11 protein-coding genes are annotated in these 13209 nt (G+C 74.8%); 3 read left to right on the plus strand and 8 right to left on the minus strand.

The window, feature by feature from the left end; all coding sequences use genetic code 11:
* The first annotated feature begins 68 nt into the window (after nucleotides 1-68).
* Nucleotides 69-1409 carry a YeeE/YedE family protein gene (locus Q8791_RS09075; protein ID WP_330091169.1) on the plus strand — a complete coding sequence of 447 codons (1341 nt, stop codon included), beginning with the start codon at nucleotides 69-71 and terminating at the stop codon, nucleotides 1407-1409.
* A 278-nt stretch (nucleotides 1410-1687) separates the two neighbouring features.
* Here the strand turns inward: Q8791_RS09075 and Q8791_RS09080 are convergent, their stop codons facing one another.
* The 5 genes from Q8791_RS09080 to Q8791_RS09100 all read right to left on the minus strand — a co-directional run bounded on the left by Q8791_RS09080 (nucleotide 1688) and on the right by Q8791_RS09100 (nucleotide 6578).
* Nucleotides 1688-2959, minus strand: coding sequence for an aminotransferase class I/II-fold pyridoxal phosphate-dependent enzyme (locus Q8791_RS09080; protein WP_330091170.1), 1272 nt, complete (start codon nucleotides 2957-2959; stop codon nucleotides 1688-1690).
* Nucleotides 2960-3072: 113 nt separating this feature from the next.
* Complete coding sequence (locus Q8791_RS09085; protein WP_330091171.1) at nucleotides 3073-3714, minus strand: 2-dehydro-3-deoxy-6-phosphogalactonate aldolase; 642 nt, start codon at nucleotides 3712-3714, stop codon at nucleotides 3073-3075.
* A 73-nt stretch (nucleotides 3715-3787) separates the two neighbouring features.
* Nucleotides 3788-4921 carry a 2-dehydro-3-deoxygalactonokinase gene (locus Q8791_RS09090; RefSeq protein WP_330091172.1) on the minus strand — a complete coding sequence of 378 codons (1134 nt, stop codon included), beginning with the start codon at nucleotides 4919-4921 and terminating at the stop codon, nucleotides 3788-3790.
* A gap of 377 nt (nucleotides 4922-5298) precedes the next feature.
* Nucleotides 5299-6234, minus strand: a complete 936-nt coding sequence (locus Q8791_RS09095) for a TauD/TfdA dioxygenase family protein (protein WP_330091173.1) — start codon at nucleotides 6232-6234, stop codon at nucleotides 5299-5301.
* Between the two features lie 221 nt (nucleotides 6235-6455).
* A complete protein-coding gene (locus Q8791_RS09100) occupies nucleotides 6456-6578 on the minus strand; it encodes a hypothetical protein (protein ID WP_330091174.1) in 123 nt (40 codons plus the stop codon).
* 522 nt (nucleotides 6579-7100) lie between these two features.
* Between Q8791_RS09100 and Q8791_RS09105 the strand changes: the two genes are divergently transcribed.
* On the plus strand, nucleotides 7101-8369 hold the full coding sequence (locus Q8791_RS09105; protein WP_330091175.1) for an MFS transporter: 1269 nt from the start codon (nucleotides 7101-7103) through the stop codon (nucleotides 8367-8369).
* 94 nt (nucleotides 8370-8463) lie between these two features.
* On the opposite strand, the gene Q8791_RS09110 is transcribed toward Q8791_RS09105, so the two are convergent.
* Nucleotides 8464-9108: a pyridoxamine 5'-phosphate oxidase family protein gene (locus Q8791_RS09110; protein ID WP_330091176.1), complete on the minus strand. Its 645-nt coding sequence runs from the start codon at nucleotides 9106-9108 to the stop codon at nucleotides 8464-8466.
* Between the two features lie 67 nt (nucleotides 9109-9175).
* Here Q8791_RS09110 and pdxR point away from each other — a divergent pair, with 67 nt between their 5' ends.
* On the plus strand, nucleotides 9176-10657 hold the full coding sequence (gene pdxR, locus Q8791_RS09115) for a MocR-like pyridoxine biosynthesis transcription factor PdxR (protein ID WP_330091177.1): 1482 nt from the start codon (nucleotides 9176-9178) through the stop codon (nucleotides 10655-10657).
* A gap of 58 nt (nucleotides 10658-10715) precedes the next feature.
* On the opposite strand, the gene Q8791_RS09120 is transcribed toward pdxR, so the two are convergent.
* Both Q8791_RS09120 and Q8791_RS09125 read right to left on the minus strand, forming a co-directional pair.
* Nucleotides 10716-12155, minus strand: a complete 1440-nt coding sequence (locus tag Q8791_RS09120; protein WP_330091178.1) for a PepSY-associated TM helix domain-containing protein — start codon at nucleotides 12153-12155, stop codon at nucleotides 10716-10718.
* 122 nt (nucleotides 12156-12277) lie between these two features.
* Complete coding sequence (locus Q8791_RS09125) at nucleotides 12278-12865, minus strand: hypothetical protein (RefSeq protein ID WP_330091179.1); 588 nt, start codon at nucleotides 12863-12865, stop codon at nucleotides 12278-12280.
* Nucleotides 12866-13209: the final 344 nt, after the last annotated feature.

Genomic DNA, 13209 nt, shown 5'->3' on the forward strand with positions numbered 1-13209 from the left:
TTCACGGCCTCGGTCCCCGCCCGGACCATCGCCGTTCCCCGCCACCGCATGGTTTGGACAGCACCCGTATGACCGCCAACCCCACCACACCGCCCGGAAATACCGACTCGGTGGGAACCGCTACCGGTCCCGCCGGCGACGGCGCCACCGCGACCGTCTCGCCCGCCCTCGCCCTGACCTGGCGACCCACGCTCTCCGTGCCGCCGCCCAGGGCGCCCGAGGCCGACCCGGTCCGCTGGTGGCCGCTGGGCGTCGCCCTGGCGGGTGCGCTCGCGCTGGCCGCCTTCGTGTGGAACGCGCACGGCGCCCTGCCCGCCGTGCTGCTGGTCCTGGGCACCGGCCTGGGCTTCACCCTGTTCCACTCCCGGTTCGGCTTCACCTCCGCCTGGAGGCAGTTCCTCGCCGTCGGCAACGGCACCGGCCTGCGCGCGCACGCGGTCCTGCTGGGCACGACCGCGACCCTGTTCGCCCTGGTCATCGGTACCGGAACGGGGTTGTTCGGCAGCACCCCGGCACCGTCGGCCGGCCCCATCGGCATCGCCCTGTTCCTGGGGGCGTTCCTGTTCGGGATCGGCATGCAGCTCGGCGGCGCCTGCGCCTCGGGCACCCTCTTCGCGGTCGGCTCGGGGCAGTCCGCGATCGTCATCACCCTGGTCGGGTTCATCGCGGGCTCGGTGATCTACAGCGCCGCGTGGCCGCTGGTCGCCGACCTGCCCGCGCTTCCGCCGTTCCTGCTCTCCGACCACGTCGGGTGGGGCGGCTCGTGGGCGATCACCATCGCCCTCCTCGTTGCGCTGGTCGTGGGCACGCGGGCGGTGCAGAACCGCCGCGTCCCGCCGCCCGTGAGCGCCCCGCCCTCGGCCCGGGGCGCGCTGCGCGTGGTGCGCGGCAGCTGGCCCCTGATCGCCGGGGCCCTGGTCCTGGCGGCGCTCGGTACCGCGGTGCTGGTGGTCTCCGGAGGCCCCTGGGGCATCACCTCCGCGTTCAACCTGTGGGGCGCCAAGGCCCTGCAGCTGGTGGGCCTGCACCCGGAGACCTGGGCGTTCTGGAGCCAGCCGGACCAGGCCGCTCAGTTGGCCGGACCGGTCCTCCAGGACAAGAACAGCCTGACCAACATCGGGATCATCCTCGGTGCGGCGGTGGCCGCCGGCGCCGCCGGAACGTGGAAGCTGCACACCGGTCTGAGCTGGAACCTGGTCGCCGCCGGGCTGGTGGGCGGCGTCCTGATGGGGATCGGCGCCCGTCTGGCGGGCGGCTGCAACATCGGCGCCTACCTGGCCGGAATCGGCTCGGGCAGTCTGCACGGATGGCTGTGGGCGGCCTTCGCCCTGGCCGGGACCTGGGCCGGGCTGCGCGCCCGCACCCTGTTCGGGCTGGGAGTGCCCAAGCCGGGCGACAGCGTCTGCTGACCCGCCCCTCCCGGCCCCGTCCGCGCGTCGTCGCGGGCGGGGCCGCCGCGTTCTCGGGAGGCACGGATCCGGTCGGGGCCCAGGGTCTGTGAGCCGCCGGTCACCGCCGGGGCGAACGGGAACCCTGCCGCACGCGGCCTCCGGGACGGCGCCCGGCCCCGCACACGGGAACGGAGCCCCCGCTTGGGCCGGTGGCTTGTCCTCCACCGGCTCGCGGGGACTCCGCCGTACACTCCGGTCCCGCACGGCGCGGGAACGGTCCCGGGTCCTCCGGCGGGTCAGCCCTCCAGCTGCTTCTCGTACCCCACCAGGCGCACGCAGACGGTCAGACCGAGCATCGCCTGCTCCAGGTCGTCCTGGCCCGGGAAGCTGGGCGCGATGCGGATGGTGGCGTCGCTCGGGTCGTCGCCGTAGGGGTGGGTGGCGCCGGCCGGGGTGAGCACGATGCCCGCGTCGGCCGCGCGGCGCACGACCTCCTTGGCGCAGCCGTCCTGGACCCGCAGGGTGACGAAGTAGCCGCCCTTGGGCTCGGTCCACGTGGCCAGACCGGTACCGGCGAGCTCCGCGTCCAGGATGCGCCGCACGGCGTCGAACTTGGGCCGCAGCAGGGCGCGCTGGGCGTCCATGTGGGCGCGCACCCCCGCCTCGTCGCGCAGGAACCGCGCGTGGCGCAGCTGGTTGACCTTGTCGGGGCCGATGGAGCGCTTGCCGTTGTTGGCGAGCAGCCACTTCACGTTGGCGGGCGAGGAGCCGAAGAAGGCGACGCCCGCGCCGGCGAAGGTGATCTTCGAGCTGGAGCCGAAGACGAACGCCCGGTCGGGGTTGCCGCTGTCCGCGCAGGCCGCGAGCAGGTCGGCGATCTCGACGGGCTCGTCGGTGAGGTGGTGGGCGGCGTAGGCGTTGTCCCAGAAGATCCGGAAGTCGGGGGCGGCGGTCGGCATGGCCGCGAGGCGGGCCACGGTCTCGTCGCTGTAGCTGACGCCGTCCGGGTTGCTGTACTTGGGCACGCACCAGATGCCCTTGACCGCCGGGTCCGCGGCGGCCAGGCGCTCGACCTCGTCCATGTCCGGGCCGTCGGGGGTCATCGCCACCGGGATCATCTCGATGCCGAAGCGCTCGCACAGGGCGAAGTGTCGGTCGTACCCGGGGACGGGGCACAGGAACGCGATGCGCTCCTCGTCGACCCAGCGGCGCTCGGCGCCCGGGAGCACGCCGAGCAGGGCGTGCACGATGCTGTCGTGCATGAGTTCGAGGCTGGAGTTGCCGAGGGCGAGCAGCTGTCCGACCGGCGTCTGGAGGACCCCGGCGAAGATCTCGCGCAGTTCGGGCAGGCCCTGGAGCCCGCCGTAGTTGCGCACGTCAGTGCCGTCGGCGGCGGTGTGCGTGTCGCCGGGGAGGCCGAGCAGGTCCTCGGAGAGGTCCAGCTGCTCGGGTGCGGGCTTGCCCCGGGTGAGGTCCAGCGAGAGGCCGCGGGCGGCCAGGTCCGCGTAGTCCTTCCTGGCCTGCTCGAACTGCCCTGCCAGGGCGTCGTGGCTCAGCTCGGTGGTCATGGTGTGTCCTCTCGCGGATACGTCGTGGGGCGCTGCCGAGGATACCGAGGCGGACGGGGCCCCCGTTCACCGCCCGGGGCGCCGTCCCGCTCTCCACGGCTGGTCGCAGGCTTCTACGCCGTCAACGGGCGGAGCCGCGGCTCGGCCTCGCGCCAGGCGCCGACCAGTTCCCGGGCGACCGCCGTCATCTCCTCGGCGGCGATCCCCGGCCGGTAGACCGCGGAGCCGATACCGAAACCGGTCGCGCCCGCCTCGACCCACGCGCCGAGGGAGGCGGGGCCGATCCCGCCGACGGGGACGAGTTCGACGTGGGCGGGCAGAACCGCGCGCCAGGCCTTCATCCCGTCGATCCCCACCTGGGAGGAGGGGAAGAGCTTGACCGCGCCGGCCCCGGCGTGCACGGCGGTGAACGCCTCGGTGATCGTGGCCACGCCCGGGTAGGAGTCCATGCCCAGGGCGACGGTCTCGCGGACGACGTCGGCGTCGACGTTGGGCGACACCACGATCTGGCCTCCCGCGTCGTGCACGGAGCGCACCTGCGCGGTGGTGAGCACGGTCCCGGCTCCGACGCGGGCGTCTCCCGGCAGCTCCGAGCGCAGGACCTCGATCGCGCGCAGGGGGTCCGGGGAGTTCAGCGGGACCTCCAGGGTCCGCAGTCCGGTCTCGTAGAGGGCGGAGCCCACGCGGGCCGCGTCCGCGGCGGCCAGGCCGCGCAGGATGGCGATGAGCCCGCTGGGGCGTCGGGTGTCGGTCATGGTCTCTCCGTGGGTCGTGTGGATGCCCGGACGGTCAGGTCCCCCGCCGGTCGTGCGGACGGGGCTCGGGTCGTCAGGGGGACGCCGGCGCGCGGTCCGAGGAGCCGGAACCGCCGGCCCCGGCCGGGTCCGCGGCGCCGTCGCGGCCGTCCCGGGCGTCGAGCAGTCCCGCCCGGCGGGCCAGGTGGGCCAGTGCGCGGGGGGTGGTCTCCGTGGAGCCCCGGGTGGACCGGACCCCCGCTCTGGCGAGCGCGCGCTCGTAGCGGTCGCACAGGTCGTCGGTTCCCAGGAGGAGGACGTCGGCCGCGCCGGGGCCGGGGGCGCCCGCCGTGCCGCCGGCCTCGCCCCGGACCTCGCTGCCGATGACGAGGCCGGAGACGTAGTCGCCCACCTGGTCGGGCCTGAGGCGGCCGGTGACGACGAGGGCGCGGGCGGAGAAGAGGGTTCCGAGGAACCCGGAGTCCCCGTCAGGGCCCATCGCGACGTCGAGGCCCCGCTCGTAGGCCTCCCAGCGGTCGCCCTCCGCCGGCCGCGCGAGGCGGCCGAGGATGCTGCCCTCCATGAGCAGTGCGTAGACCTCGCCGCTCATGTGGGTGGTGAAGCCGGTGATGACGGAGTCCCGGAGCCGCACCCATTTGGCGTGGGTGCCCGGGAGGACGAAGACCCGTTCCCGGGCTCCGCCGGAGGCCTGCTCCGGGTCCCCTCCGGGGCCCTCCGGGGAGCCGGCCGTCGCGTGCCCGGCGCCGGTCCCGGCCCGGTCCGCGAGCAGGGCGCCGACGATCTGCGTCTCCTCGCCGCGCAGGAGGCCGGGCAGGGTTCCGGGGGCGGCGAGCCCTGGCAGGATGTGCACCGGGCCCAGCGAGGAGTCGACCGCCGTCAGCGGCAGCGGCGCCGCGAGGGGGTCGGCCGGCAGTTCGACGTAGGGGGCCGCGGCCCATCCCTGGTCGCTGCCGACCATGCCGCTCGCGATGACGGGGAGGGGCCCGGGGGCTCCCTCCACCCAGTCGAGGCACAGGGCGCGCAGCGCCTGGTCGAAGGCCTGCGCGCGGGTGGTCCCCGCCTCGCGGGCGCCGCCCGTGACGCGCATGACGCCGTCGCCGTTGGACCTGTGGTCGAGGACGGTTCCGTCCTCCGTCAGGAGGTAGGCGCGGCAGGAGCTGGTGCCCCAGTCGAGTGCCACGAGTCGGGCCGCCGAGTAGTCGTCCATCTCATCCGTTCCGTCGCGCCGTGGGTCCTCCGTACTCCGACAGGTAAACGCCACCCGTCCCACTTTGTCGAACACCGTCCCACATAGAGGGATGGGTGGAACGCTCGGCGGCCCTGACCGGGGACGCCCCCTCCGCGGGCCCGGGAACGCACCCCCGGACGACACAGGGCGCCCCTCCCTGCCGCGCAGCGGTTCGGACCGCACCGGGGACGCCTACGGTCGGCACCGCGACACCGACCGCCGTACCGGCGGGAACATCCCGTCGAAGGCGAGCTGGGCGATCAGGGCCGCGCCGGCACGCCGGAGTCACCGGGGACCTCTCCGGAGACCGGCCCGCACCGGGAGACCGGAGCGGGCCGGAGGTCCGGGGACACGACCTAGAAGGGGCGGTCCCCCACGATGGCGACGCGCTCGGCGATCCGGCGATGGGGGTGGTAGTCGTTCACGGCGTAGTGCTGGGTCGCGCGGTTGTCCCAGAACGCGATCGAGTCGCGCTCCCACCGGAAGCGCACCTGGAACTCCGGGGCGTGCGCCTGCTGGAACAGGAAGCGCAGGATCTCGTCGCTCTCCGCCCGCTCCAGCCCCACGATGCGGGTCGTGAAGGAGACGTTCACGAACAGCGTCCTGCGGCCGGTCTCGGGGTGCGTTCGCACGACGGGGTGCTCGACCGGCGGGAACCGGTCCTGCCACTCCAGGAGCCTCCGCTCGTCCAGGAACCGCGAGAACCCGGGGATGACGTCGTGGACGGCCGTGCGCCCCTCGATACGCTCCTTGACGGAGTCGGGCAGGTTGTCGTAGGCGGCGGCCATGTCGGCCCACAGGGTGTCGCCGCCCATGGGCGGGACCTCCACCAGCCGGAGGATCGCCCCGAGGGCGGGCCGCTCCCGCCAGGTCACGTCGGTGTGCCAGACGTTCTCGTAGCTGGGCGGCATGTCGCCCTTGGCGAACCGGGCGACGTGGGCGTCGTCCCCCTGCTCGATGAACGGGTTGGTCTCCAGCTCGCCCCACATCCGGGCGAGGGCCTTCTGGCGCGCGGAGTCGATCGGCTGGTCGCGGAAGAAGATGACCTTGTACTCCAGGAGGGCGCGGTGGAGTTCGCCGCGCAGCTCCTCGCCGACCTCCTCGCGCAGGTCCACGCCGTGGATCTCGGCGCCGATGAGGGCGCCGAGCGGTCGTACCCCGAACAGTTCGTAGGGCCTGGAGGCGACGCCTTCGGGGAGTCTGCGCAGTGTGCGCGGGCCCTCGACGAGCGCGGTGTCGACCGCGGCGCTGTCCCGCAGCCCCGTCGTCGTGGTCTCGATGATCGCAGTCATGTTCCATACCTTTCCGGTGGGAAAAAAGGATAAACGGGGATCGATGGCTCTGGCCGACGACTCGCCGGGCGTCGGTGACGAGGGGGGTCCGCCGGGGGCCGTGACCGGCTCCGCTCCCGCCGCGGGACGACGTGGGGCCCACGGGCCGGGCGCGCCGATCAGGGCCTACGGGGCTCGGAACGGAGGGCGCAGCCGTGACGGCGGCACGGAGGACCCGCGGATCAGACGCGGGGAGGGGAGCCCAGGCGGCCGCGGCGCAGGATGAGTCCCGGCGTGCCGCGGCGCTTCCTGTCGATCCGGGCGGACCGGCGGGCGGTCGGGCGGTTCAACGGGAGGGCGTCCATGCACCCGACAGTGGTGGATCGGGGCCGCCCTGTCAATGCCCCCCGGTTCGCCTCCCGGGGCGCCCGGGTCCCGTCCGAACCCCGCCGGGGGCGGGGCTTCGGAGGGGAGCCGCGCGGCCACGGGTCGGCGCCGTCGGTACGGGGCCTGGCCAGGGTCCGGGACAGGGCAGGCCGGAGGACGCCGCAGCGGGCCCGGACGCCGCGCCGCACGGCCGAACGGCCCGTCAGATCCGGCGAAGCCGGGCCGACCGGAACACACCCGTCACCCGCGGAACACATCGGAACAATGGCCACTAAAGGCGCGCGAGGACAAAACCTGGAATGCCAGGCAAATGACAGATGGCCATTCGGTGAATACTCAGCGTAGTAGCGGGGATATCTACACGAACGCGTCACCTGTTCGTTCGATCCCTGGGTCTGCCCCTCCCAGGGCGAGGAGTCCCCCGTGCAAGCGCGACGGAACCGTGCCCCCGTTCCCCTGCCCTTCGCTCTCTCCCGACCGTCCACGTGCGGGTGGCGCGCATGACCCATGGGCGCCCCCACGCACCGGACCGGACACCCGCCGGCACCGATGCGCGCAGGGCGCTGGCCGCCCTGTGCGTCACCGTCACCACCAGCCAGGGCGTGCTGTTCTACGCCTTTCCCGTGCTGGCTCCCGCCATCGCCGTCGACAACTGCTGGCCGCTTCCCGTCATCATCGCCCTGTTCTCCGGGTCCCAAGTGATGGCGGGCGTCTGCGGTCCCTTCGTCGCCCGCTGGCTGCGCCTGCGCGGCCCCCGCACGGTGATGACCGTGGCGGCGCTGCTGGGAGCGCTCGCGGTCGCCGGACTCGCCCTGGCCCCCAACCTGTGGGTCTTCGGCGTGGCCTGGCAGGTGGCGGGGATCGCCGTGGCAGGACTCTCCTACCCTCCCGCCTTCGCCGCACTGACCCGCTGGTACGGGCCGCACCGGGTCCGGGCACTGACCGTCCTGACCCTGGTCGGCGGACTGGCCAGCACCGTCTTCGCCCCGCTGACCGCCGCGCTGGAGGCGCAGGTCGGCTGGCGCGGCGCGTATCTCGTCCTCGCGCTGATCCTCGCCCTGGTGGCGGTCCCGCTGCACGCCGGGGCCCTGACCCCGCGTTGGGAACCCGACGGCACCGACGACCCGGCACGCGACCGCACCGTCGTGCGCGCGGTGGTCGGCAGCGGCGCCTTCTGGGCACTGACCACGGCGCTCGCCCTGGGCACCCTCACCGTCTACGCGGTCGTGGTCGGGATCGTCCCCCTCATGGACGAGCGCGGCTTCGGCACCACCCAGGCCGCCTGGGCCCTCGGGGTCGTGGGTGTGGGACAGGTGCTGGGCCGCCTCGTCTACGGCCCGCTGACGCGGATCAGCGGAACCGTCCACCGGATCGCGGTCGTGCTCCTGGCCTGCGCGGGGGCGACCGTCCTCCTCGCCCTGGTGAGCGGACCGCTGTTCCTGGTCATGGTCGCCGCGGCGCTGGTGGGCGCCGCGCGGGGCGTGCTCACCCTGCTCCAGGCCACCGCGGTCGCGGACCGCTGGGGGGAGGAGCACTACACCACGCTCAACGGCATCATGCACACGCCGCTCATGCTCACCATGGCGCTGGCCCCCGGGGCGTGCGCGTTCCTGGCCGGGCCCCTGGGCGGCTACCCCGCCGTGTTCCTGCTGCTGGGAGGGCTCTCCGTGCTCGGCGCCCTGGTCGCGCTGGCCAGTGGCCCGTCCCGAGGCCGGGCGGCGCACCGGGACACGGTCGGCCCCGATCCGCTGCACCGGGAGGGCCTCTGACCCGGAGGAGCCCGTACCCGAGGCCGAACCCGGCGACCGCAGTCAAGGACGGAATCACGGCGGAGAGGCGGGACCGGGGCCGTTCCCGTGACCGCTAGAGGGGCGCGCCCGAGAGCCGGGCGACGTGCTCGGGAACCCCGGTCCCGGGCGCCAGGCCGGGGTCCGGCTCGGGTTCGCCGAACACCTGGCGGATCGGCACGACGCCCGCCCAGACCGCCAGGCCGAGGTCGGCCTCGTCGTCCGCGGGCGGGCCGGTCCGCACCTTCACCGAGGCCTCCTCCAACGACAGCGCCAGCACCCGCGTGGCCGCGAGCTCCTTGGCGGAGGGGCGGCGGACCGCGTCCCACCGGCCCGGGGCGAACTGCTCGGTCAGGGCGCGCAGCGCGGCCAGCGCCTCGGCCTCGTCCTCCACCGGGCGCGGCACCCCGTAGACCATGGCGGAGCGGTGGTTGAGGGAGTGGTGGAAGGAGGACCTGGCCAGGACGAGGCCGTCCACGAGGGTCACGGTCACGCAGACCTCTCCCCCGGCCCGCAGCGAGCGCGCGCCGGTGGACCCGTGCAGGTAGAGGGTGTCACCGACGCGCCCGTATCCGGTGGGCACCACCATGGGCGCGCCGTTCACGACGACGCCCAGGTGACAGACGGACCCCGCGTCCAGGAGGTCGTACAGCTCGGTGCGGTCGGTCCTGGCCTTGTGCTTGGCGCGGCCGAGTCGGGTGCGTTCCGTGGTCGAGAGCATGGGCTTAGCCTAGAAAGAAGTGGACTCCCAGAACACGGCCACTTCCTCCCCGAAATGAAAGACCACTTTGTCCCGACAATCGACCGACCCACCCCTGCGCCTGGACCGCTCCAGCACGGTGCCGCTCACCGTGCAGCTGTCCGGCGGACTGCGCGAGGCCATGTCCGGAGGGCTGCTCAGGCCCGGTGAGCGCCTGCCCTCCAGCCGGTCCCTCGCCGCCCAGCTGGGCGTCAGCCGGACCGTCGTGACCGAGGCCTTCCAGCAGTTGTACGCGGAGGGCTGGCTCGACGGTCGGCACGGCTCGGGCACCTACGTCGCCGACCACGGGCCGCTCCCCGACCTGTCCGGCGCCGCAGCGCCGGGAGTGTCCGAGAGCCCGGCGAAGGGCCCGGCGGAGGGCCGGGCGGAGGGCCGGGCGGAGGGCCGGGCGGACGAACCCCGCCTGTCGCGGGCGCGGGCCCGGCGGCTGGGGATGGTCGACCTGCGCCCGGGGGTCCCGTGGGTGCGTTCGCACGACGAGGCCGCGTGGCGCAGGGCCTGGCGGCACGCGGCCGCCCTGCCGCTGGACGACGATCCGGACCCCCGCGGCCTCCCGCGGCTGCGCGAGGAACTCGCCGAACACCTGCGCCGGACCCGGGGCGTGCGGGTCGGCCCGGAGAACGTCCTGGTCACCCGGGGCACGGGCAACGGCCTGGACCTGCTCGCCGCGACGGTCCTGTCCCGGGACGACCGCGCGGGGCTCGAGGAACCCGGCTACCAGAGGGCCCACGACATCCTGGCCTCGCGCGGGGCGGAGGTCGTCCCCTGCCGGGTGGATCGCGACGGCCTCGTGGTCGACGAGCTGCCCGCCGGCCTCTCCGTCGTCTACACGACGCCCGCCCACCAGTACCCCCTCGGCGGCCGGCTGCCCGTCCCCCGCCGCGAGCGCCTCCTGGCCTGGGCGCGCGAGCGCGGCGCCCTGGTCGTCGAGGACGACTACGACGCCGAGTTCCGCTACGACGTGGCGCCGCTGCCCGCCCTGTACGGGATGGACCCGGAGCGCGTGGTCCTGCTCGGCACCCTCTCCAAGACGCTGTCCCCGGACCTCGGGATCGGCTGGCTGGTCGCGGAGCCCGCTCTGCTCGAACGCGTGGCCGGGACCCGCACCCGGCTGTCGGACCGCACCGGCGTCCAGGCCCAGGCGGCGACGGCCCTGCTGCTGGAACGGGGTGACCTCGACCGGCACCTGCGCCGCATGCGCCTGGAGTACGCGCGCCGGCGGCGGACACTGATCGAGCACCTGGGACCGTACCTGACCGGGGACACGGCGGGCCTGCACGTCATGCTGCCGCTGCCCGCCGCCGCGGTCGCCCGGGTGGTCTCCGAGGCCGCGGCGGAAGGCGTCCTGGTGGAGGACACCTCCCGGGCGAGCCACGGCGAACCGACCGTGCACGGCCTGATCCTCGGCTACGGCGCGGCACACCCCGCCGACCTGCGTCGGGCCTGCCGGGTTCTCGCCGGGATCGTCGGCAGGAGCGCGGGGGACGGCGGCGGCCCGGCACCGCGCTGACACCGCTCCACCGCCGCCCCCGGATCCCTGTCGGCCGGGTCGTCGCCCGGGGCACCCCTCAGGCGGTACGGGCCTCCCGCCTCCGGAAGGCGCCGACGGCGAGGTCCACCGCGAGGAACAGCAGCAGCGACACCCCCAGGACCGGCAGGAGGTACCCGACGGCCGCCGCGACGGCGACGACCCCGACCCGCACCCGGGTCGGCACCGCCCGCCACGCTCCGCGCGGGATCGGCCGCCCTGTCGCGAAGGCGCCGTCCCTGGTCGGCCGCCTCTGCCACCACATCCTGTAGCCCCAGAACACCACGGCCAGCAGCGACAGGACGAGAACGGTCAGCAGCACCTGGTTGACCACGCCGAACAGCAGACCCATGTGGAACGCGATGCCCCAGGTGGACAGCTTGGCCATCAGGGGGTAGTCGGCGAAGCGCAGCTCCTCGACCACCGTGCCCGTGGACGGGTCGACGGCGACCGCGTCCTGCTGGACCGGCCACTGCTGCACGGTCTCCCTGACGGTGAACGGCGCTCCCTCCTCCACCGGGAAGGAGACCTCCACCGGGCCGTCGAGCCCCGCCGAGCGGGCCGTGTCCACCACCGCGTCGACCTCCTCGGCGGGCGTGGCGGCCTCGTGCTCCGCGTGGTCCCCGTGGCCGGAGTGGCCGCCGTGGTCGGAGGGGGCGGGAGCGGAGAGCGCCGGGGTCTGCCAGCCGAACGCCCCCCGGATCCCGCCGATGTTGTCCCCGGCGAACTGCGACCAGGTCAGCCCGGTCGCGGACACGAGGAGGAGGCCCGCGAGCGCCCAGGTTCCGACAGACCCGTGCCAGGAGAGGGTGCGGGCGCGTCCGGACGCCGACCGCTGGGGCAGGAGGACGCGGCGCGCGCGGCGCGTCCGGCGTCCGCGCGCGACCCACAGCGCGAGGCCGCCGAGGGCGACCGCCCACAGCCAGCTCGCGGCGAGCTCGCTGTACAGGCGTCCGGCGTCGCCCAGGTGCAGGGTCCGGTGGAACTCGGACAGCCACGACCGCACCGGGAGCGACGCGCTGCTGCCGTAGCTGGTCGAGTCCCCGACGACCTCGCCGGTGTGGGGGTTGACGAAGACCGCGAGCCGGTAGCTCTCGGGGAGGCCGTCCGCGTCGAAGAGCACGCGGGTGCTCCGGTCCGGTTCGACGGCGGGGCGGACGGCGCTGAGCTCCGCCTCCGGGTGGGCGTCCACCGCGGCGCCGACCTGTTGCGAGAGGGGGACGGAGGTGTCCGCCGGTTCGACGCCGAGCAGGTCGGCGTGGACCACCTGTTCGAGCTGGGGTGTGTAGACGTACAGCAGCCCGGTCACCGCGGCCACCACGATGAACGGGGCGACGAGGATCGCGGCGTAGAAGTGCATCCGCAGGACCAGGGGGCGCAGGGACGCCCACAGGGTGCGGGCGGGGCCCGGCTCGGCGCCGGCCGGTTCGGGGGCGGGCGACGCGGGGTCGTGGGGATCGGAGGTGTCGCTTGTTCGCATGGGTCGGAGCCTTCTGCTGATCTCCCCGCGGTCCGTGGGGACGCGGGCACGGGTGGTGGCGTCGGCGCGGGTGCGCCGACGCGGGGCCGGGCGCTCGGCGCGCGGCGGTGACGTGGTGTCGATCAGGGAAGGGCCGGGGGCCCGCGCACGGCGCGGACGTACCGCAGCGCCGGGCGCGGGGCGGGCGCCCCGGTGCGGGCGAAGCGGGGGGTGCCGGGGAGCACGGCCGGCCGGGGTCGCGCGAGGAGGACGAGGAGCACTCCCCGCAGGAGGGTGTCCAGGAACCCCAGGAGGTCGAAGGCGGCGCGTTCGCCCTGGCGCAGCCACCAGGCGCTCGCGAGCCCGGCGACGGCGTGGGCGAGCAGCATGTCGGCCCCGGCGCCGCCCGCGCCCTCGGGCAGGGAGCCGTGCGCGGCGGTGTGGCCGAGCCCCGTCGGGTCGGACGCGGGGTCCCCGGGCCGGACCGCCAGGGTGAGGACCAGGTGCAGTGCGGCCTGGCTCCACAGCATCCTCGCGGTGAGCGCGCCCAGGCCCTGTTCGGAGCGGGCCGTTCCGTGGGCGACGGCGAGGATCAGCGCGCTCCCCAGGAGGAGCGCGGGCAGGGACACGCCGTGCCCGGACGAGAGGCTGTGCCCGGCGGCGGAGACGCCCGCGCACACCCCCGCGAACGCCGCGGAGCGCGGCAGCCGGGGCGGGGCGGGCGTCGACATGGCAGCCATTGTGCACGGGTCGCCGTTGCGTGGCTATACGGGTACCCGGGGTGATTTCGGAGTGCTCCGGCCGCCGGGCCCGGTCCCGGAACCCCTGCGGGGCAGGCGGTCCGCGCCCCGGCCTCCCCGCCGGGAGTGCGCGCCCCGCGGGCCCCCGTGGGCCGATCGCGTGCGCGAGTAGTGCGATACGAGCTTAGAATGATAACCATTGTCATTGTCGCGCATATCGGAAGGGAGACCAGGTGCGCCAACTGTCCGTCCCCCCGGGCGAACCACGGCAGGCACACAGTCCCGACCCCCGCTCCGCTTCCTCCCCCGGGGCGGCGGACCCGCCCCGGGTCCGC

Origin of the sequence: Nocardiopsis codii, from assembly GCF_036327455.1 — a bacterium.
Lineage (GTDB): Bacteria > Actinomycetota > Actinomycetes > Streptosporangiales > Streptosporangiaceae > Nocardiopsis > Nocardiopsis codii.

What these genes read in the sequence shown, in the direction of transcription:
- Q8791_RS09090 (WP_330091172.1), bottom strand. Translation starts at nt 4,921, where the DNA reads ATGGACGACTACTCGGCGGCCCGACTCGTGGCACTCGACTGGGGCACC.
- Q8791_RS09120 (WP_330091178.1), bottom strand. Translation starts at nt 12,155, where the DNA reads ATGCGAACAAGCGACACCTCCGATCCCCACGACCCCGCGTCGCCCGCC.
- Q8791_RS09085 (WP_330091171.1), bottom strand. Translation starts at nt 3,714, where the DNA reads ATGACCGACACCCGACGCCCCAGCGGGCTCATCGCCATCCTGCGCGGC.
- Q8791_RS09100 (WP_330091174.1), bottom strand. Translation starts at nt 6,578, where the DNA reads ATGGACGCCCTCCCGTTGAACCGCCCGACCGCCCGCCGGTCCGCCCGG.
- Q8791_RS09110 (WP_330091176.1), bottom strand. Translation starts at nt 9,108, where the DNA reads ATGCTCTCGACCACGGAACGCACCCGACTCGGCCGCGCCAAGCACAAG.
- Q8791_RS09105 (WP_330091175.1), top strand. Translation starts at nt 7,101, where the DNA reads ATGACCCATGGGCGCCCCCACGCACCGGACCGGACACCCGCCGGCACC.
- Q8791_RS09075 (WP_330091169.1), top strand. Translation starts at nt 69, where the DNA reads ATGACCGCCAACCCCACCACACCGCCCGGAAATACCGACTCGGTGGGA.
- Q8791_RS09080 (WP_330091170.1), bottom strand. Translation starts at nt 2,959, where the DNA reads ATGACCACCGAGCTGAGCCACGACGCCCTGGCAGGGCAGTTCGAGCAG.
- Q8791_RS09125 (WP_330091179.1), bottom strand. Translation starts at nt 12,865, where the DNA reads ATGTCGACGCCCGCCCCGCCCCGGCTGCCGCGCTCCGCGGCGTTCGCG.
- Q8791_RS09095 (WP_330091173.1), bottom strand. Translation starts at nt 6,234, where the DNA reads ATGACTGCGATCATCGAGACCACGACGACGGGGCTGCGGGACAGCGCC.